Source organism: Achromobacter sp. 1012554356 (assembly GCF_059760815.1).
The window spans coordinates 47,500-65,394 of record NZ_JCBANC010000020.1 but is presented as its reverse complement, the minus strand read 5'-3'; the positions used below and the strand labels follow the sequence as shown (position 1 = coordinate 65,394).

The 17,895-nt window shown below is 66.0% G+C and carries 16 protein-coding genes and 1 tRNA gene; 7 read left to right on the top strand and 10 right to left on the bottom strand.

Going from position 1 to position 17,895, the window contains the following annotated elements; genetic code table 11:
* Nucleotides 1-5: 5 nt before the first annotated feature.
* On the top strand, nucleotides 6-1,598 hold the full coding sequence (locus tag AC6LJW_RS12830; RefSeq protein WP_498087480.1) for a sensor domain-containing diguanylate cyclase: 1,593 nt from the start codon (nucleotides 6-8) through the stop codon (nucleotides 1,596-1,598).
* Between the two features lie 4 nt (nucleotides 1,599-1,602).
* On the opposite strand, the gene AC6LJW_RS12825 is transcribed toward AC6LJW_RS12830, so the two are convergent.
* A complete protein-coding gene (locus tag AC6LJW_RS12825) occupies nucleotides 1,603-3,678 on the bottom strand; it encodes an AsmA family protein (protein WP_498087479.1) in 2,076 nt (691 codons plus the stop codon).
* A 348-nt stretch (nucleotides 3,679-4,026) separates the two neighbouring features.
* Between AC6LJW_RS12825 and AC6LJW_RS12820 the strand changes: the two genes are divergently transcribed.
* A complete protein-coding gene (locus tag AC6LJW_RS12820; protein WP_427986820.1) occupies nucleotides 4,027-5,949 on the top strand; it encodes an LTA synthase family protein in 1,923 nt (640 codons plus the stop codon).
* A gap of 23 nt (nucleotides 5,950-5,972) precedes the next feature.
* Here AC6LJW_RS12820 and AC6LJW_RS12815 read toward each other — a convergent pair whose 3' ends face one another.
* Complete coding sequence (locus AC6LJW_RS12815; RefSeq protein WP_056569198.1) at nucleotides 5,973-6,581, bottom strand: DNA-3-methyladenine glycosylase I; 609 nt, start codon at nucleotides 6,579-6,581, stop codon at nucleotides 5,973-5,975.
* A gap of 117 nt (nucleotides 6,582-6,698) precedes the next feature.
* On the opposite strand from AC6LJW_RS12815, the gene AC6LJW_RS12810 reads away from it, so the two are divergent.
* Entirely contained in the window at nucleotides 6,699-7,160 is a 462-nt protein-coding gene (locus AC6LJW_RS12810; RefSeq protein WP_056569542.1) for a YkgJ family cysteine cluster protein, read from the top strand.
* Between the two features lie 28 nt (nucleotides 7,161-7,188).
* Here the strand turns inward: AC6LJW_RS12810 and AC6LJW_RS12805 are convergent, their stop codons facing one another.
* Nucleotides 7,189-7,971 (bottom strand): helix-turn-helix transcriptional regulator, encoded by a 783-nt coding sequence (locus AC6LJW_RS12805; protein ID WP_498087478.1) that lies wholly within the window; start codon nucleotides 7,969-7,971, stop codon nucleotides 7,189-7,191.
* Between the two features lie 108 nt (nucleotides 7,972-8,079).
* Here AC6LJW_RS12805 and AC6LJW_RS12800 point away from each other — a divergent pair, with 108 nt between their 5' ends.
* The 3 genes from AC6LJW_RS12800 to AC6LJW_RS12790 all read left to right on the top strand — a co-directional run bounded on the left by AC6LJW_RS12800 (nucleotide 8,080) and on the right by AC6LJW_RS12790 (nucleotide 9,335).
* Nucleotides 8,080-8,520 (top strand): Fur family transcriptional regulator, encoded by a 441-nt coding sequence (locus tag AC6LJW_RS12800; RefSeq protein ID WP_427986824.1) that lies wholly within the window; start codon nucleotides 8,080-8,082, stop codon nucleotides 8,518-8,520.
* A complete protein-coding gene (locus tag AC6LJW_RS12795; RefSeq protein ID WP_498087477.1) occupies nucleotides 8,517-8,936 on the top strand; it encodes a hypothetical protein in 420 nt (139 codons plus the stop codon). The genes AC6LJW_RS12800 and AC6LJW_RS12795 overlap by 4 nt, the downstream gene beginning before the upstream one ends.
* A gap of 108 nt (nucleotides 8,937-9,044) precedes the next feature.
* Nucleotides 9,045-9,335, top strand: a complete 291-nt coding sequence (locus AC6LJW_RS12790) for a ClpX C4-type zinc finger protein (RefSeq protein ID WP_056569212.1) — start codon at nucleotides 9,045-9,047, stop codon at nucleotides 9,333-9,335.
* Between the two features lie 21 nt (nucleotides 9,336-9,356).
* On the opposite strand, the gene AC6LJW_RS12785 is transcribed toward AC6LJW_RS12790, so the two are convergent.
* Together AC6LJW_RS12785 and AC6LJW_RS12780 are read right to left on the bottom strand one after the other, a co-directional pair.
* A complete protein-coding gene (locus AC6LJW_RS12785; protein WP_498087476.1) occupies nucleotides 9,357-10,808 on the bottom strand; it encodes a GntP family permease in 1,452 nt (483 codons plus the stop codon).
* Between the two features lie 2 nt (nucleotides 10,809-10,810).
* Nucleotides 10,811-11,854 (bottom strand): patatin-like phospholipase family protein, encoded by a 1,044-nt coding sequence (locus AC6LJW_RS12780; protein WP_498087475.1) that lies wholly within the window; start codon nucleotides 11,852-11,854, stop codon nucleotides 10,811-10,813.
* A 225-nt stretch (nucleotides 11,855-12,079) separates the two neighbouring features.
* Between AC6LJW_RS12780 and AC6LJW_RS12775 the strand changes: the two genes are divergently transcribed.
* Nucleotides 12,080-12,409 (top strand): EAL domain-containing protein, encoded by a 330-nt coding sequence (locus AC6LJW_RS12775; RefSeq protein WP_498087474.1) that lies wholly within the window; start codon nucleotides 12,080-12,082, stop codon nucleotides 12,407-12,409.
* A 119-nt stretch (nucleotides 12,410-12,528) separates the two neighbouring features.
* On the opposite strand, the gene AC6LJW_RS12770 is transcribed toward AC6LJW_RS12775, so the two are convergent.
* From AC6LJW_RS12770 to AC6LJW_RS12750, 5 genes are all read right to left on the bottom strand, one after another.
* Nucleotides 12,529-12,604, bottom strand: a tRNA-Lys gene (locus AC6LJW_RS12770).
* Between the two features lie 167 nt (nucleotides 12,605-12,771).
* Nucleotides 12,772-13,569: a MetQ/NlpA family ABC transporter substrate-binding protein gene (locus AC6LJW_RS12765; protein ID WP_056569224.1), complete on the bottom strand. Its 798-nt coding sequence runs from the start codon at nucleotides 13,567-13,569 to the stop codon at nucleotides 12,772-12,774.
* Nucleotides 13,570-13,614: 45 nt separating this feature from the next.
* On the bottom strand, nucleotides 13,615-14,268 hold the full coding sequence (locus AC6LJW_RS12760) for a methionine ABC transporter permease (protein WP_056569227.1): 654 nt from the start codon (nucleotides 14,266-14,268) through the stop codon (nucleotides 13,615-13,617).
* Nucleotides 14,225-15,313: a methionine ABC transporter ATP-binding protein gene (locus AC6LJW_RS12755; protein ID WP_056569229.1), complete on the bottom strand. Its 1,089-nt coding sequence runs from the start codon at nucleotides 15,311-15,313 to the stop codon at nucleotides 14,225-14,227. The genes AC6LJW_RS12760 and AC6LJW_RS12755 overlap by 44 nt, the downstream gene beginning before the upstream one ends.
* A gap of 222 nt (nucleotides 15,314-15,535) precedes the next feature.
* The gene (locus AC6LJW_RS12750; protein ID WP_056569232.1) at nucleotides 15,536-17,761 is read right to left on the bottom strand and encodes a glycoside hydrolase family 31 protein; all 2,226 of its coding nucleotides are present in this window, start codon (nucleotides 17,759-17,761) and stop codon (nucleotides 15,536-15,538) included.
* Nucleotides 17,762-17,895 lie beyond the last annotated feature (134 nt).

Genomic DNA, 17,895 nt, shown 5'->3' with positions numbered 1-17,895 from the left:
CCGTCATGTTCCGCGTCGACCTGCGGCGTCTCATCCTGTGGATCAGCCTGCTGTCGGTCGTTGTGGTGCTTGCGGGCGGCCTGCATGCCAGCTATCTGGTGCAGCGCGGTCTGCTGCTGCGCAATGCCATGGACACGAACCGCATCTACGCGTCCAAGCTGGCGCTGACCACCGATGCGTTGCTGAACGATGTTCATCGCTACCTTTCCTACAGCGCTGATGAACTGGCCGGCATGGAAAGCCACCCCGAACGCATGGCCGAGGAAACGCGGCGGCAGGAGCAGCAGCTGGGGCTTTTCAATTCCAGCTTTGTCGCATCGCCCCAGGGCAAGGTGCTGGCGGTGTCGCCGTCGTATCCGCAATTGCTGGGACATCAATTGGTCAGCAATGCGGTAAAGCAGGCGCTTGCCGCGCGCAAGCCCACGATCAGCGAACCGTTTCAGGCCAGCAACGGCCGCTGGCAGATCCTCTACACCCAACCCATCTTTTCCCGCGATTTCCGCTATCTCGGATTCATCGCGGGATCGCTTTATCTGCACGAGGACAATTTGCTGGATCGTTTGCTGGACCAGCATTTCTACCGCGACGATTCCTTTCTTTACGTGATCGACCGCAAGGGCACGCTGATCTACCACCCCAACAGCGCCCAGCTGGGCAAGCCGGCTCCCGACAACGAGACCTTCGCCGCGGCGCGGCGCGGCGAGACGGGCGAGCGGCGCTTCATCGACAGCGAGGGCCGCGACATGCTGGCGGGCTTTGCGCCCGTGCCCAGCACCGGCTGGAGCATCATCGCGCAGCGTCCGGTGGACAGCACGCTCGCCCCGCTGACGGACCTGTTGATGGCCACCGCCCGCAACACCTTGCCCCTGCTGCTGCTATCGGTGGCGTTGATCTGGCTGTTGTCGCGCTGGATCGCGCGCCCGTTGGGCCAGATGGCCAGCATTGCCAAGCGGATGCAGGACCCGGATTCCGCGGACCGCATCCGCGCCGTGCGTTCGTGGTATTTCGAGGCCGCGCAATTGCGGCGCGCGCTGCTGATGGGGCTGGCGTCGTTTCATCACAAGCTAAGCGACCTGCGCCGCGAAAACACGACCGATACGCTGACCGGGTTGCTGAACCGCCGCGGCATGGACGAGGCGCTGGCGCTGCTGGGCGCCGAAGGCACGCCGGTGGCCATCGTGGCGATCGACATCGACCACTTCAAGCGCATCAATGACCGCTACGGCCACGCGGCGGGGGATCAGGCCTTGCAGGCGCTAGCGGGCGTGATGCGCGAGGGGTCGCGCAGCGATGACGTGCTGACGCGGCCGGGCGGCGAGGAATTCGTCATGCTGCTGCCAGGCGCCAGCATGGCGGCGGCCATCGCGATTGCGCAGCGGTTGCGCACTCGCCTGGCCTCGCCGGAGGCGACGCCCCTGCCCGCCCCCATCACCATCTCGGCGGGCGTGGCGCACTATCCGGAACAGGGCGCCACGCTTGAGGCCGTGTTCGAACGCGCAGACCAGGCGCTCTACCACGCCAAGAACCATGGCCGCGATGTGGTGTGCGCGGCCGACGAGGCCGCGCCCGGCGGCTTCCGGCTGATGCCCGGGGGCTGACACCCTACTTTTTGGGCGGCGGCGGCGCCTTCGGCGGCTTGCGCATCTGCTCGAGCAGCGGCCCGCACGCGTTCTCGTCGTTGGCGCTGGGCGCAATCAGCGCCAGCAGCCCGGCCGCGGGCGTCAGCAGCACGCCGAGCGCCACCATGCCCGCGCCGCGCGCCGCCAGCGGGGCGACATGCACGCCCACGTCGGGCGATCCGAACGTCCCGCGCACATACAGCGGCGAACGCAACGAGAAGATGCGGAACCCCTTGCTGTCGGGATCGATGTCCAGATCCATGGTCTCGTCCTTGAAGTTGGCCGAGCCGGTGATCGTGATCAATGCGTTGTCGGTGTCGAAAACAAAGATGCGTGGCGTCATGACGCCGCTCTTCAATTCCAGGTCCGCCGCGCCGCAGTTGATCTTCACTTCGTCGTCACCGAACAGCTTGGAGACCACGTAATTCGCGACGTTCAGACCAGCAAGCTCCATGAGGCTGCGGCTGATGACGCCGTCGTTGACGAGCATCTTGACGTCGCCCGTCGCCGAGCCCAGCAATGCCGCCACGGAGTTGCCAGAGCCGCTGATCGCCAGGTCGCCATTCAGCTCGCCCAGCGTCTTCTGCATGGATTCGGCCGAGGGAAAGAGCTGCTTGAGCTGCAGCCGGCGCGCGTGCATGTCGATGCGGCCGGTAAGCGGCGCGCGCGACCCGTCCAGGCGCGCGGTGGCGTTCATGGTGCCGCCTGCCATGCCGAAGCTGAGGGGGTCCAGCGCAAGCTTGCCGTCCTGCAGGATGACGTGCACCGACAGCTTGGACAGCGGCAGCTTGCTGTCATGAACGATGCGCGCGGCGTCCAGCGAGACGTCCGCGTCCATGTCGCGCCAGCGGTCCGTGCGGAACTCCTGCGTCGGCAGGACCTTGCCGCCCTTGGGCTTGGCGGGCGCGTCCTTGGATTTGTCAACGGCCGCCTTCGAGCCGCCGCCGGACGGCACGCCGATCAGCGGACCCAGGTCGGCCATTTGCAGCAGTTTGGACGACAGCTTGCCGGTCAGCTTGGGCCGGGGCGCGCCCAACGCGAAGGTGATGTCGCCATGCAGGTCGCTGTCGCCGACCTTGCCGTTGAAGTTCTTGTAGTCGAACACCGCGCCGCCGGGGTTCTGCAGCTTGGCGACCAGATGGCCATCGGTGCTGTAGGGCGGCGTGTCGGGCAGCGTCACGCCGGTCAGCGGATAGAGCTGCGCCATGGACGAGCCGGACAGTTTCAGATGCAGGTCCAACGCGCCCAGGTTCACGGGATCGGTCAGCGTGCCCGCGACCGATGCGCGCGTGCCGCCGATGGATACGTCCGCCTGCAAGGGGAACGGCTGCTTGGGGTCCTTCATGGCCAGCATGCCCCCGACCTTGCCCTCGCCCTTGGTGGCCAGCCCCTTGTATTTGCCGTCGACCTTCCAGCCGAACACATAGTCGCGCGGCGCCGGGGCCGTACCGTCCTCAGGCACGAACGATTTACCCGTCACGTCCGCAAACGGCACGGGCTTGCCCAGCGGATCGATCAGCACGGTCAGGTCGGCCTTGAGCATGTCGTCGGCATAACCGACGCGCCCCTTGTCGAATCCGATCTCGTTGATGTCCAGCACCCAGGGCGACGGCTCGCCCGATTCCGGCAGGGTGAAGACCCAGTTGGCGCGGCCGTCGGCCTGCCGTTCCAGATCGGCGGCCGGTTCCGTCAATTGAATGTGCCGAATGACGACGTGCTGCGCCAGCAGCGGCAAGGGCGACAGGCTGAATTCCGCGCGCTTGAGCGTGGCGAAATGCGGCGCCTTGCCCCACTCTGTATTGGCGATCGTGATGTCGTTGGCGACCACGCGCGGCCATGGCACCCAGGATCGCCAGCCCCCTTCACCCGCCTCCCGCTGCCATCGCACGCTCAGGTCGCCGTTGATCGCAAAGGGGCGGCCCATGGCGGCGGTGGCCCGTTCATTGATCATGGGCTTGGCGCGGTTCCAGTCGAAGGTGGCGATCACGATCACCAATACCGCCACCACCAGGGCAATGCCCCCTACAATCCCGATCGCGATTTTTCTTGTGCGCGTCATGGTTACTATCCTTGGCTTGGCTGCCGGCCGCACACCGCTGGCCGGTCTCACTACCCCAGGGTATCGCGGCCTGTTGCGACGGTCGGACGGAACGACGCCATAATGTGTGCGGATTTTTCCGGGCGTGCGCGCCGTGTAAATATGGCCTCGGCGCGACCGCCCGCAGCGCTGCGCAGCAAGCGACGTGCCTGCGCATCGTCTGCGCCGTTACAAAGAGAGACGACTAAGGACGGCGAAATGCAGGCACATCGGGCGCCTTCTCAGAATTTTTGACGCCGGCGCGGTTCCAATGCCAAATGACCGAATCTGCCCGAGCTGGGCGGTGAAGCAGGACAACCTGGAGGCCCGATGCGGCATTCAACCTTGATTTTCGTGTTGGCGGCGTTCGCGCTGCTGACGCTCAGCCGCCTGGCGCTTGCGCTGTGGCAATGGCAGCGCGTGCGCAATGCCGGCGGTCTTGCGCCCTTGCTGCTGCGGGGCCTGCGCATCGACGCGCATCAGATCGCAGTGCTGGCGGCGCTGCCGGCCGTGCTGTCGCCGCTGTTTGGCCACATCCCCCTGGCGGCGGACATCGCCGCCGGCTGGTATCTGGTGGCATTTGTGCTGCTGGCGTTTCTGGAAGTGGCGACGCCGCCCTTCATCATCGAATACGACTCCCGTCCCAATCGCCTGTTTGTCGAATATCTGAAGCATCCGCGCGAGGTTTCCGGGATGCTGTGGCGCGGGTACAAGGGCGCGCTGCTGGGCGGGCTGGGCGCGCTGGCGGTCATCGGCTGGGCTGCGTGGACCCTGCTGGGCCATGCGCGTCCCGACGCGCCGCTGACGTGGTGGCAGATGCCGCTTGCCAGCGTGGCGATCCTGGCAGTGGTGATCCTGGCCATCCGCGGCACGCTGAGCCACCGTCCGATCAACCCGTCTTCGGTGGCCTACAGCTCCGATGGGATGCTCAATACCCTGGCGTTGAATTCGCTGTACAACGTGTTTTACGCGGTCTACAGCATGAAGAACGAAAAGTCGGCCTCCGCCGTGTATGGCGGCATGGACGACGACGAGATGCACGCGCTGGTGCTGGCGCAGTCCGGCCTGCCGTATCCGCCCCCGAACCCGGACTACCCCAGCCTGCACCGCCAGCCGGCCACGCGCAAGACGCATCGTCCGCTCAACCTGGTCATCATTCTTGAAGAAAGCCTGGGCGCCCAGTACAGCGCGGCCCTGGGCGGCGCCAACCTGACGCCGGAGCTGGACGCGCTGGCGCGCGACGCCTGGACCTTCACGCGCGCCTACGCCACCGGCACCCGGTCGGTGCGCGGCCTGGAAGCCGTGACCACCGGATTTCTGCCCACGCCCGCGCAGGCGGTGCTGAAGCTGCCGCGGTCGCAGCGCGGGTTCTTCTCGTTGGCGGATCTGCTGGGCCGCCACGGGTATCACTCGCGCTTCATCTATGGCGGCGAGTCGCACTTCGACAACATGAAGGGCTTCTTCCTGGGCAACGGCTTCAAGCAGATTGTGGACCGGGCCGATTTTGTCGACCCGGCGTTCGTTGGCACCTGGGGCGCCTCGGACGAGGACATGTTCAATCAGCTGGACCGCCTGCTGCGCGAGGACGGCGACCGGCCGACCTTCACGCTGGCGTTCAGCGTGTCCAACCATACGCCGTGGGAATATCCGGCCGGCCGCATCGAGACCGACGGCAATCCCGCCACGGTCGAGAACACGGTGCGGTACGCTGACTGGGCACTGGGCCGTTTCTTTGAACGGGCCAAGGCGTCGCCGTATTGGGAGAACACCGTCTTCCTGGTGGCGGCGGACCACGACTCGCGCGTGTTTGGCGCCAGCCTGGTGCCGGTGCGCCACTTTCATATCCCCGCAGTGATCCTGGGCGCCGGCGTCGAGGCGCGCCGCGACGACCGCCTGGTCAGCCAGATCGACCTGCCCCCGACGCTGCTATCGCTGATTGGCGTGGACACCGAACACCCGATGATCGGGCACGACCTCACACGCAGCACGCCGGGACGCGCGATCATGCAGTACGACAGCACGTACGGATACCTGAAGGGCGACGACCTGCTGGTGCTGGCGCCCAACAAGCCCGCGGTGCAGTACCGCTACACCGCGCCCGAGGACTACGCCCCCGCGCCGCTGAACCCCGAATTGGCGACCGAGGCGCTGGCGCATGCGTTGTGGCCAAGCTGGGCTTACCGCGAGGGCCGCTACAGCTTGCCTGGGCAGGCGCCGGTGCAAACCGGGCTGGAGAACGGCCGCCCGGCCTGACGCGCGCCATTCGGCGCAATGCGTCAGCCCGCCGGCCGCACGAACGCCTTGCGCTTTTTCTCGATGACTGCGTGGCAATGGCAGCCGGGGCTGTGGTCGTTGACCATGCCCACGGACTGCATGAAGGCGTAGACCGTGGTGGGCCCCACGAACTTCCAGCCCAGCTTCTTGAGCGCCTTGGACAGGGCCTCGGACTGTTCGGACGTCGAGGCGCCGTAGGTCGATACCTTGGAAGGCGGCGCTTCGAAGCGCCAGAAATACGCGGCCAACGATCCCTCGCGATCGATCATTTCGAGCGCCCGGGCCGCGTTGTTGATCATGGCTTCGATCTTGCCGCGATGGCGCACGATGCCTGCATCCGCCAGCAGCGCCTGGACTTCCGGTTCGCCGAAGCTGGCAAGCTTTGCGGGATCGAAGTTGGCGAAGCCGCGGCGGAAGGCCTCGCGCTTGTTCAGGATGGTGCGCCAGCTAAGTCCCGACTGGAAACCTTCCAGGCAGAGCTGTTCGAACAGCGCGCGATCGTCGCCTTCGGGGCGGCCCCATTCGGTGTCGTGATAGGCCATGTATTCGGCCGACGTGTCCACCCAGCCGCAACGCGCCAGGCCATCTGGAAAATCGGTTTTCGCGGACAAGAAAGCGCTCCTCAAGGCTGACAGGGTACCGATGCTACTCCTGCAACGTCCCTGAAAAAAGTCGTAGCGGCCGCAACGCAAATCCAGATAATATTTCCGGCCTTCGGACCCATGCCCATGTCCCTGCCACTGACTTCGCTCGTTTCGTTCGTATCGCCCGCGGTGCTGGCCGGCGACGACCCGTCCGCCAATCCTTGCCTGGACTGCGGCGCCTGCTGCGCGCACTTTCGCGTGTCGTTTTACGTCGGTGAACTCGCCGGCGAGAACGGCGGCCACGTGCCGCTGGAACTGGTCACCCAGATGAGCCCCCTGCGCGCCTGCATGAAGGGCACGGAAATGGGCGGCGGACGCTGCATTTCGCTGCGCGGCGAGCTGGGCAAGCCGGGCATCCACTGCGACATCTACGAGAGCCGGCCCACGCCGTGCCGCGAGTTCGACATCTGGATGCCGGACGGCTCACCCAATCCGGATTGCCAGCGTCTGCGGCTGTCGCTCGGCTTGGCGCCGGTGCCGCCCCGGCCGGACGCCGAGAACGACCCGGAAGGCCCGTTGCATCCGGACCAGCCCGCCGCCGCCTGACTGCGCTACCCCTGACCGCGTCCCCCCCCTAACCGCGATCCGCCAGATACCGCGTCGGCGTCATGCCGAACGCCGTGCGGAAGCTGCCAATGAACGCGCTGGTGCTTTCATACCCGACCGACAGCGCGGCCTGCGTGACCGATCCGCCCCGGAACAGCATCTCCAGCGCCCGCAGCAACCGGGCTTGCTGGCGCCACTGCCCCAACGTCACGCCGGTCTCCTGGCGAAAACGCCGCATCAGTGTGCGCGACGACATGTTCAGCCGCTGCGCCCATTCGTCGATGCCCGCCGTGTCGTCCGGCGTATCGAGCAGCGTGTTGGCCAGGTCCTGCAGGCGCGGATCGGCCGGCATCGGCAGCGGCGCGGTCGCATCGAAGGTGCGCTGCCGCAGTTCCTCCAGCAGTACATCGAAAAGCTGCGCCTGATAGGACGGCGGCGCGTCCTGCCACCCGCCTTCCGTAAAGCGTTCGACCAGCGCCTCGATCAGCCGGGAGGACGGCCACGCGCGGCAGTTCGGCGGCAGGCGTCCGCAGACGTTTGGGTGCACGTGCAGGAATGACCCGCGCGCCTCGCCGAACCAGCGCGCGCCATGCTGCACCCCGGGCGGAATCCATCCCAGACTGCCCGGCAGCACCGTCAGCACGCGCTCGCCCGACTGCACCATCACCAGCCCTTCGTGGACCAGCACCAGCATCCCCTCGGCGTGGGTGTGCGCCGGCACGGAGATTCCCTTCGACTCCCGCCGCCTGCGCAGGCTGAACGGCGTCAGCAGGACGTCGGGCAGAGGGGGTGCGGCAGCCGCTTGAAGCATGGTTGGCAGGTTTGAGGCACAGATTGACGGGTTCCCGTTAGCGGGTCCATTTGAAAATGTACATCATTCTCATCAACCGGGTATCGGCCCCCCGGATGGAGAATCTACATGGACCACACACGGCTGCGCGACGCCGGCATCAAAGCCACTTTCCCGCGGATGAAGATCCTGGACATCTTCTACCGCCACGCAGACGAGCACATGAGCGCCGCGGACATCTACCGCCGCCTCATCTCGGATCACAGCAATATCGGCCTGGCCACGGTGTACCGGGTGATCACGCAACTGGAGCACGCCGGCCTGCTCAAACGCACCCAGCTCGATACGCACACCAATGTGTTCGAACTGAACGACAAGGGCCATCACGACCATCTGGTCTGCACGCGCTGCGGGCAGATCCGGGAATCCAGCGATCCGGCCATGGCGCAACTGGTCAGGAAGATCGCGCGCCGCAGCGGCTTCGAACTGGATTCCTACAGCCTGGTGCTTTACGGCAGCTGCGGCTGCGCCCAGGACGATCCCGCCCTGCCCCACGGAGCCTTCGAATGAACCCCGATCAGTTTTTCTTCCACGACCTGTCGCAATTTCCCATCGTGACCGCCCGCCACGGCGGCGCGCCGCTGGGCTACTCGGCCTCCTGGATCCGCGAAATGGAGCTGCTGGTGGACAACCCGCGCAGCTTCGTCATGGTGGTGCCCGATACCCGCCACGAGGCCGCGCACGACGACCGCAAGGCGATGATCGAATGGCAAACGGCCAACATGCCGCGGCTGCGCGCGCGCTGCCGGGCCTTCATCGCCGTCGAGCGTGACACCAACGCGCTCGACAAGCTGCGCAAGCGCGGCGAAAAGATGGCCCGGGCCTTCGGCCTTCCGTTCCTGGCGGTCGCGACGCCGGGCGAAGCGGTCCAATGCGCCCGCGAACTGCTGGGGCAGGCCGGGCCGGGCGGCTTCAACGTCGATTAAGGGGCCGGATCGCGATTTAAGACTGGGCGTGCGCGGCCGTTGTTCAATGACAGGCGCCGCCATCCGCGCGGCCGCCATTGCCAACTTTTCGCACCGGCTGCCCGACGCATGAACCACGCCCTCGCCTGTCTGTTTTGCCAATCGACGCTCGCGCAGGGCGCGCCGCTGCTCGAGCAGAACGGCGCGGCCATCTGCAAAACCTGTGTGGACCAGTTCGCCGTCCGCTTTGCCGACCGCGCGTGGGCGATGGCCGCCACGCCACAAGAGCAACTGGACGTGCTGCTGGACGAAAGCAGCCGCGCGCTGGCACAGAGCGAAACGCTGGCCGAGCGGGCGCGATGCTGCGGATTCAGCCTGAACGATCTGTCGGCGGCGTTGCCCGCGCGCACGCTGTCCTGACCGGCGCCACGCCGCCCGGCGTCAGAAGGACCCCAGCGCGCTACCCAGCGCAATGACGGCGGCCAGCCCGATGATGGGCCCCACGATGCCCACCACGACAATGTTCATGTAGCCGTCCCGGTGCGTCGATCCGCACACAGCCAGCAGCGTCACCACGGCGCCGTTGTGCGGCAGGCTGTCCAGCGTGCCCGCGCCGATCACCGACACCCGGTGCATCAGCGCCGGATCGATACCCAGCGTCTGTGCCAGTTCCATGTACGTCGCGGCCAGCGATTGCAGGGCGATGGTCAGGCCGCCGGACGCCGAGCCGGTCAGCGCCGCCAGCACATTGGTGGCGACGGCCAGCGACACCAGCGGCCCGCCCTCGATCGACAGCACCCAGTCGCGCACCGCCGCGAACGACGGCAGCGACGCGACCACCGCGCCAAATCCCACCAGGCTCGCGACGCTCAGCAGGGGAAGCGCCGAGGCGTTCACGCCCGCGTCCATGGTGTCGCGCAGCGACGGAAGACGCCCGAAGTTCAGCACCACCAGCACGGCAATCGCAGCGAGCAGCGCGGTGATCACCGACCAGACCCCACCCACCGCAGCCAGGCTCGTGCCGCCCCAGCGCGCCTCGGCCAGCCAGGCGGTGTCCATGCGCGGCAGAACGACGAGCGTCATGAACAGGTTGACCAGGATCACAACGACGAGCGGCGCCGCTGCCACCAGCGTGGACGGCGCGTCGGGGCTGCGCTGGCCATGATGCATTTCGGCGGGATCGAACTCGCGCGCGACGGTGGCACGCTCGCGCACCAGGACATCGTCGGACACGTCGGCAGCCATACCGGCCGGCGCGACATAGCCCTCGCCCGCGCGCCGCGCCGAAGCTTCCGCACGGCTCAGCCACCACAACCCGAAGCCCAGCATGATCGCGCTGGCGATGATGCCCAGCCCCGGCGCGGCGAACGGCGTGGTCGCAAAGAACGGCATGGGAATCGCGTTCTGCACGGCGGGCGTGCCGGGCAACGCGGACATCGTGAACGTGGACGTGCCGAGCAGGATGGCCGCGGGCATCAGGCGCACCGGGATCCCGGCCGCCTTGAAGAGCGCGTGCGCCATGGGCGCCAGCACGAAAAACGCCACGAACAGGCTGACGCCGCCATAGGTCACGATGGCGCCGGCCAGCACCATCGCCAGGATGGCGCGCCGCGCGCCGAGCTTGCGCGTCATCGCGTCGGCAATCGCCGTGACGGACCCGCTGTCGGCCATCAGCTTGCCAAACAGCGCCCCCAGCAGAAACAAGGGGAAGAACTGCGCCACGAATCCGGCCGCGCCGCCCATGAACGTCTGCGTCCAGTGGGCCAGCAGCGGTTCCCCGGCGGCGGCCGCCGTCACCATGGCCGCCGCCGGCGCCAGCAGCAGGATGCTCCAGCCGCGGTAGGCCAGCCCGATCAGCAGTACCAGTGCGAGGAGGATGCCAAAGAGTCCCATGGTCAGACCTCGCCCAGCAGTTCGTCGATGTCCAGCGATGACCGCTTGCCCAGGTCATCGCCATGCTCGGCCAGAAAGCGGTCGGCGGCCTTTCTGCCCTCGTCGCGCAGCATGCACAGGAACGGCCATTCGGCATTGAGCTTGGAGGAATAGCCCAGCTCCACCATGAGGTCGGACGAGACGCGATGGATGCGCATGTCCGCCCACATCCTGCCCTCGCCATTGCCGGGGTCGGCCACCTGGCGCAGCAGCGCGATCATGCGCAGCTCTTTCAACAGCGACGCGTTGAACGTGACTTCGTTCAGGCGGTTCATGATCTCGCGGGCGCTGCTGGGCAGCCCGGCGCGCTCGACCGGATTGATCTGCACGAGGATCGTGTCGTGCGACTGGCACTCCCGCACCAGCGGCGTGATCGTGGGATTGCCGCTGTAGCCGCCGTCCCAGTAGGGGTCGCCGTCGATCATCACGGCCCGGAACATGGTCGGCAGGCAGGCCGAGGCCAGCAGCACGTCGGCATTCACCTCGGCATTCTTGAACACCCGGCCGCGCCCGGTGCGCGCATTGGTCGCCGTGATGAACAGATGAATGGGCGCACGCGCCAGCTCGTCGAAGTCGATGACTTCCTGCAGGATGGCCGCCAGCGGATTGGTGCCCGCAGCGCTGAGGTCATAAGGGGAAAACACCCGCGACGCCAGGTCAAAGGCGATGAACATGGGCGAATGATCCAGCGACCAGGAACCCATAAGGATATCGAGCGGGCTGCGGCGGAACGGGCTGAACCGCGCGGCATCGGACACACGCCGCCAGAAGTCCTCGAGCGCGGCACGGGCGCCATCGGCGCCGCCCCGCGCGTGACCCAGCACCAGCACGGCGGCATTCATGGCGCCGGCTGAGGTGCCGGAAATGCCGTCGATGCCAAGCCAGGATTCTTCCAGCAGCCGGTCCAGCACGCCCCAGGTGAACGCGCCGTGCGCGCCTCCTCCTTGCAGGGCAAGATCGATCAACAGGGGATCGCGGGCAGTCGATGACGCTTTGGATCGGGCCACGGCGGAACTCCTTGCGGGGAGGCTGGGGATGAGCGGGCGATCAGATGACTGCGATATGAACCATGCTGCGGCGCACATATCGTTCGGATGTTATACGCGATGGCTTTGTAAAACGGAAGGCCGCCCTAGACCGGCTTGCCGAACACGCCGCCGCGCCGCGCCACCAGCGTGGCCTGCGTGCGGTTCAGCACTCCAAGCGTGCCCAGGATGGCCGATACATGCGTCTTGACGGTCTTCTCGCGCCGGACGATTTTTGGAACCGGCTATTCCAGCTTGAGTTATCTGCAGCGATTCGCCGTCGACAAGATCAAGATCGACCGCAGCTTCGTGGCCAACATTGGCGAAGGCAGCGACTCGACCGCCAGCGTAAACGCGGTCGTGATGCTGGGTCGTTCCATGGGCCTGACAATCAATGCGGAAGGGGTCGAGACGCCCGCCCAGCGCGATTTCCTGCGCGCTGCGGGGTGCGATGAGCTGCAGGGGTTTCTGTTTTCGAAGGCCGTGCCCGAAGCAGAAATTACCAAATGCCTGCAAAAGGAACGCTCCGCGGCGTAGCGGAGCCGCTGTCGCTCGTCGCTCGTCGCTTCTCGCTTATCGATCATGTTGCGAGCGGCAAGCCAAACGCAAAAACGCCGCTACGAATAGCGGCGTTCACAATGAACTGCGAATTGGGGTGGTGGGTTGTGCGAGACTCGAACTCGCGACCAACGGATTAAAAGTCCGCTGCTCTACCGACTGAGCTAACAACCCGACCGAAGCCCGAAATTATGGCGGATTTCGATGGGCTTGTCAAAAAATGACGCTGGCGGTGTTGCAGGGGCCGTCCGTCCGCATCGCGCCAAAGCAACCCGCAACGCAACCCGCCAAAAAAACGGCCGCTCGCGGCGGCCGTCTTCAGAACGCGTGCAGCTCCTGAATTACCAGGCAGCCACCACCGCACCCTTGAACTTCGTTTCGATGAACTGCTTCACTGCGGGGCTGTGATAGATCGAGACCAGCTTGGCGAACTCGGGGCGGTCCTTGTCCTTTTCACGCACGACCAGCACGTTGGCGTACGGCGAATCTGGCGATTCCTGGGCGATGGCGTCCTTGGTCGGGTTCAGGCCGGCTTCCAGCGCGAAGTTGGTGTTCACGGCCGAGGCGTCGGTGTCATCCAGCGAACGCGGCAGTTGGGCGGCGTCCAGCTCGATGAAGCGCAGCTTCTTGGGGTTTTCGATCACGTCGATCGGCGTGGCCTTCAGGCCCGCTTCCGGACGCAGCTTGATCAGGCCATTGGCCTGCAGCAGCAGCAGTGCGCGGCCGCCGTTGGTCGGGTCGTTCGGCAGCGCGATGCGGGCGCCTTCCTTCAATTCGGCCAGCGACTTGATCTTCTTGCTGTAGATGCCGATCGGGAAGATCACGGTCTTGGCGATGCTGACCAGCTTGTAGCCGCGGTCGGCGTTGGCGTTGTCCAGGTAGGGCTGATGCTGGTAGCTGTTCAGGTCCAGGTCGCCCGCGGCGAGCGCCACGTTGGGCTGCACGTAGTCCGAGAACTCGATGACCTGCAGGTTCAAGCCCTGCTTGGCGGCTTCGGCCTTGACCACATCAAAGATCTGGGCGTGCGGGCCGGCAGTGACGCCAACCTTCAGGGGCTTGTCCTGAGCCAGCGCGGGCTGGGCGAAAACGGCGGCGCCCAACGCGAACGCGGCCAGCGACTTCAAAACCTTGATGCTCATGTTGCGATATCCCGATATGACGGAAGTAGGAAAAAACAAAGTGGATCAGCGATGCGACATGCGGCGCACGAAGCGGTCGCCCAAACTCTGGATGGCCTGAACCAATACGATCAGCACGATCACGACCGCAGCCATGACGTCCGACTGGAAGCGCTGGTAGCCGTAGCGGATCGCCAGGTCGCCCAGCCCGCCGCCGCCGATGGCGCCGGCCATGGCCGAATAGCCGATCAGGCTGACAACGGTCACGATGGTGGCGGCGATGAGGCCCGGCAGGGCTTCGGGCAGCAGCACCTTCATGATGATCTGCATGGGCGATGCGCCCATCGCGCGCGCCGCGGTGACGAGGCCCGGATCGACCTCGCGCATGGCGTTTTCCGCGATGCGGGCCATGAACGGAATCGCGGCCACCGACAAGGGCACGATCGCGGCGGTGGTGCCGATGGAGGTCTGCGCGACAAGCCGCGTGAACGGGATGATCGCGACCATCAGGATCACGAACGGCACAGAACGGGTTGCGTTGATGATGGCGCCCAGCACGTGGTTCACGGGCTGGTTTTCGAGCATGTTGCCGCGCGCGGTCACCGTCAGCGTCACACCGAGCGGAATGCCGATGATCACCGCGATGGCGCTGGCCACGCCCACCATCAGCAGGGTGTCAAGCAGCGACGTAATAAGCAGGTCGATCAGTTGCGGACTCATGAGCTATTTCTTCAACGGTAATGTCACGGGCGTTCAAGGCGGCGATGCCGTCCTTGAGCGCGGCGGGCGCGCCTTGGGCCAGCACGAACATCGTGCCCACGGCCACGCCCTGGATGTCTTCGACGCGCGCCTGCACCAGGCCCACGTCCAACGCGAACTGCTTGGTCAGGTCCGACAGGAAGGCGCCGGATGCGTCAGTGCCGGTCAGCGACAGGCGCAGCAGACGCACGGCCTGCCCGGGCTTGGCGGCGGTGAGCGCCCGGATGCGTTCCTGGACGGCGGCCAGCGTGGCGTCGGTCAGTTCCGACGCCGTGGCGGCCGACACCATGTTGCGCGTCACGTCGTGGCGCGGCTGGGCGAACACTTCGCGCGTGCTGCCTACTTCAACGACTTCGCCCTGCGACAGCACGGCGACGCGGTCGCAGACCTCGCGCACGACTTCCATCTGGTGCGTGATCATGACCACGGTCACGCCCGTCTTGCGGTTGATGTCGCGCAGCAGCGCCAGGATGTTGTGCGTGGTTTCCGGGTCCAGCGCGGATGTGGCTTCGTCGCTCAGCAGGACGTCCGGATTGTTGGCAAGCGCCCGGGCAATGCCGACGCGCTGCTTCTGGCCGCCGCTGATCTGGCTGGGGTAACGGTCGCGCAGATGCTCGAGGCCCACCAGCGCCAGGAGGCGTTCGACGCGCGCCGGAATCTCGGCCTTGGCCACGCCCGCGATTTCCAGCGGCAGCGCCACGTTGCCGTACACCGTGCGGCGCGACAGCAGATTGAAGCCCTGGAACACCATGCCGATACGGCGGCGCTGTTCACGAAGCTGCGCTTCGTTGAGGCCCGTGAGGGCCTGGCCGCCGATGGAGATGCTGCCTTGGTTGGGGCGTTCCAGCAGGTTGATGCACTGGACCAGCGTGCTTTTACCGGCCCCGCTGGGACCGATGATGCCAAAGACCTCGCCCTGCTCGATGTGCAGGTTGATGCCGCGCAGCGCCTGGAATTCTCCATGCGGCGTGGCGTAGATCTTGGATAGGTTCTCGATGTGAATCATGGCAAGCGATTTTGTATCTTTTCTCTTCTAAAGAGAACGACCGTTTTTTCCGTTTTTAATAACTATAAGTAATATAAGTTGCCGGCGCGGCCCTGCGGCGCCCCCAGAGGACACGCGACTGCCCCGACAACGGCGATCCGGCAAAGACACAAAGGGCAGCCGGGAAGGAAAGCCTTCCTGACTGCCCTTTTTTCAGGCGGCCGACTGGCGGCCGATCCTGGTTCAGCGAGCGCGCGAAATGCGGACTTCCGCGCCGCGGCGCTTCACTTCCAGGCCTTCGGACGGCGAAATCCGCAGCCCTTCCAGCCCCTTGATGTAGCTCGAGCCCTGCATCTGCATCACGCGGATCTTGTTGCGCATGACGACCGGGTTATGCACCGGCATGCCAAACATCCAGACCTCGTCCAGGATACGGGCCGAGTTGAACTCGCCCGTATGCTGCGCGGCGGGGCCAAGACAGAGCATGTGACCTTCGCGGCCAAACACCGGGAACTGGCCCAGCTCGCAGTCGATGGTCCAGGTCGTGCCGCCTTCGTAGCGATGGCCGGTGTTCAGATCCCACCAAGCCTCGCCCTTGGGCAGATAGACGCGCACCTGATTGCCCGGCTCGGTAACCGGCGCCACCAGCAGGGCCGGACCCAGCAGGTATTGCAGGTCCCATTCGTGGGCGTGCGGATCGTTCGGGAACGACAGCGCCATGGAGCGCTGCACCGGCAGGCCGGTGCGGGCCGAATCCTCGATGGCGCCCAGCACATAGGGCACCAGCCGATAACGCCACTGCATCCAGGTCTTGGCGTGGGACAGGGTTTCGTCGCCAAAATCCCAGGGCATCAGCCCTTCCACGCCCTGGAAGGCAAAGTTGGCCGAGAACACGCCGGCGGTCAGCCAGCGCAGGTAGAGCTCGGACGTCATGCCCGAACGGTCGCGCGCGGCGGAACCGATGTTGTGCACCTGGACGGGTACGCCGCTGGAACCGATCGACAGGGACGTGCGCAGCGTGTGGCGCAGGCCTTCCCAGGTGTTGTCGACCTGGGGACCCACCTGCCACGGCAGGCGCTGGGCCGCCGGGAAGAGGTCGGCGCTGGGCACAACGCCTTCGGGCGGCACCTTCAGGCCGGCCACCGCGTCGAACAGCGCGCGGCGCACCAGCAGGGGATACATCGTGCGCAGAGCGGCGCCGGTCTCGCCGTTGCGCGCGGTCACGCCATCGGGGATCGCGATCTGCGCGTCGCAGGCGGGCGCGTCCAGGCCATCTTCCACCAGTTGGCGGTGACGCTCGACCCACAGGTTGTAGATGTCGCGGTAGGTCAGGTCCAGCAGGCCGTAGGGCTGCCCGGACGTGGCGGCATTGCCGTCGAACACCTGGGCGGCGCCGTCGTCCTTGGTCAGCAGCCAGCCGCGGTCTTCCAGCTCTTCAAAGAGCGGACTGGTCTTGATGACGCCCGGAAAGCCGGAGGCCGCCACATGCACGTTGTGCTTGTGAAAGAGCGCCAGCATCTGCTTGGCGTCCGGAAAGCGCTGGGCGTCCCACTCGAAAACCGTCTTGTCCGCCTGAAAGCCCCACGCGATCGGCTGGGCCAGCGTCACGGCATCGACCGGAATCTGGTTTTCGCGCATGCGCGCCACCAGGGCGACCGTCTGCGTCGGCATTTCGCCGGCGGCCTGCTGCAGCCACGCGCCCATTGCCCACAGGACGGGTTGGCCGGCGCGGCCGGTCAGCGCGGTGTACTGATTCAGGATTTCAGCGGGCTCGCCGGCAAAGAGGAACAGGTCCAGCACGGCGTCGTCGACGGTCAGCACATAGGCCGAATCCGCGGGCGCGACGCCCACCGAATGCTCCACGCGGCGCATCGAGTTGGCGTAGACGCCCCAACCGCGCGGGCTCCATGCCAGCGGCAGCGCACGGTGCTCGGGGTCGTCGGAGACCACCGATTCCTCGCGGCGGTTCAGGTCCCCGGGGGTTTCGCCCAGGCCGAACACCCGCTCGTCAGCGGCCAGCGTGAAGCCGGCCGTCCAGACGGCGTCGTCGGCCTGGTCCAGCGCGTTGTACCCGAATGCGGGCGTATGCGCGGAAACCTCGGATTCGAAGACGCGGTCTTCGTTGCGGTAAAGGGCGACGCGCACGGGGCTGGTCTGAATCTCCAGGGCAACGTCGCCCTGTGTGATTCGCCAACCGTCCCCGCCTTCGCGGGGCGCGATCGCGCCTTCGCCCACCGCCTCCTGGCGAGCGAGCAGCATTTCGGCCACGGCGCGCACGCGCGCGCCGGGCTTGTCATCATTGAAGTGGTTCGCCTCGCCGCAGCGCAGGCGAAAAACTCCAGGCGCATGCGCCTCGACTACCAGGTGCAACCCATCGCCCGCGTCGAAATCGAAGCGACTGGGGCGGGACGTCAGCAGCTCGACATTATCGAGCTGGGTAGTATGGGCAAAGTCGAACTTGGGCGGCACAGAGCATCCCCCGGCTTAAGCCAAAAACCATCAAAAGACGCTATTTTGACGGATTTGAGCTTTGAAATAAACTCGATCCCTCTTTTGGACGGTTAATTCATCCAAAAAAGGGGCATGAAGCCCTTGGCCTGCGC

Bases quoted from the DNA above. Each gene is read 5' to 3' on its own strand.
- AC6LJW_RS12830 (WP_498087480.1), top strand. From the start codon at position 6: ATGTTCCGCGTCGACCTGCGGCGTCTCATCCTGTGGATCAGCCTGCTG.
- AC6LJW_RS12825 (WP_498087479.1), bottom strand. From the start codon at position 3,678: ATGACGCGCACAAGAAAAATCGCGATCGGGATTGTAGGGGGCATTGCC.
- AC6LJW_RS12820 (WP_427986820.1), top strand. From the start codon at position 4,027: ATGCGGCATTCAACCTTGATTTTCGTGTTGGCGGCGTTCGCGCTGCTG.
- AC6LJW_RS12810 (WP_056569542.1), top strand. From the start codon at position 6,699: ATGTCCCTGCCACTGACTTCGCTCGTTTCGTTCGTATCGCCCGCGGTG.
- AC6LJW_RS12805 (WP_498087478.1), bottom strand. From the start codon at position 7,971: ATGCTTCAAGCGGCTGCCGCACCCCCTCTGCCCGACGTCCTGCTGACG.
- AC6LJW_RS12800 (WP_427986824.1), top strand. From the start codon at position 8,080: ATGGACCACACACGGCTGCGCGACGCCGGCATCAAAGCCACTTTCCCG.
- AC6LJW_RS12795 (WP_498087477.1), top strand. From the start codon at position 8,517: ATGAACCCCGATCAGTTTTTCTTCCACGACCTGTCGCAATTTCCCATC.
- AC6LJW_RS12790 (WP_056569212.1), top strand. From the start codon at position 9,045: ATGAACCACGCCCTCGCCTGTCTGTTTTGCCAATCGACGCTCGCGCAG.
- AC6LJW_RS12785 (WP_498087476.1), bottom strand. From the start codon at position 10,808: ATGGGACTCTTTGGCATCCTCCTCGCACTGGTACTGCTGATCGGGCTG.
- AC6LJW_RS12765 (WP_056569224.1), bottom strand. From the start codon at position 13,569: ATGAGCATCAAGGTTTTGAAGTCGCTGGCCGCGTTCGCGTTGGGCGCC.
- AC6LJW_RS12760 (WP_056569227.1), bottom strand. From the start codon at position 14,268: ATGAGTCCGCAACTGATCGACCTGCTTATTACGTCGCTGCTTGACACC.
- AC6LJW_RS12755 (WP_056569229.1), bottom strand. From the start codon at position 15,313: ATGATTCACATCGAGAACCTATCCAAGATCTACGCCACGCCGCATGGA.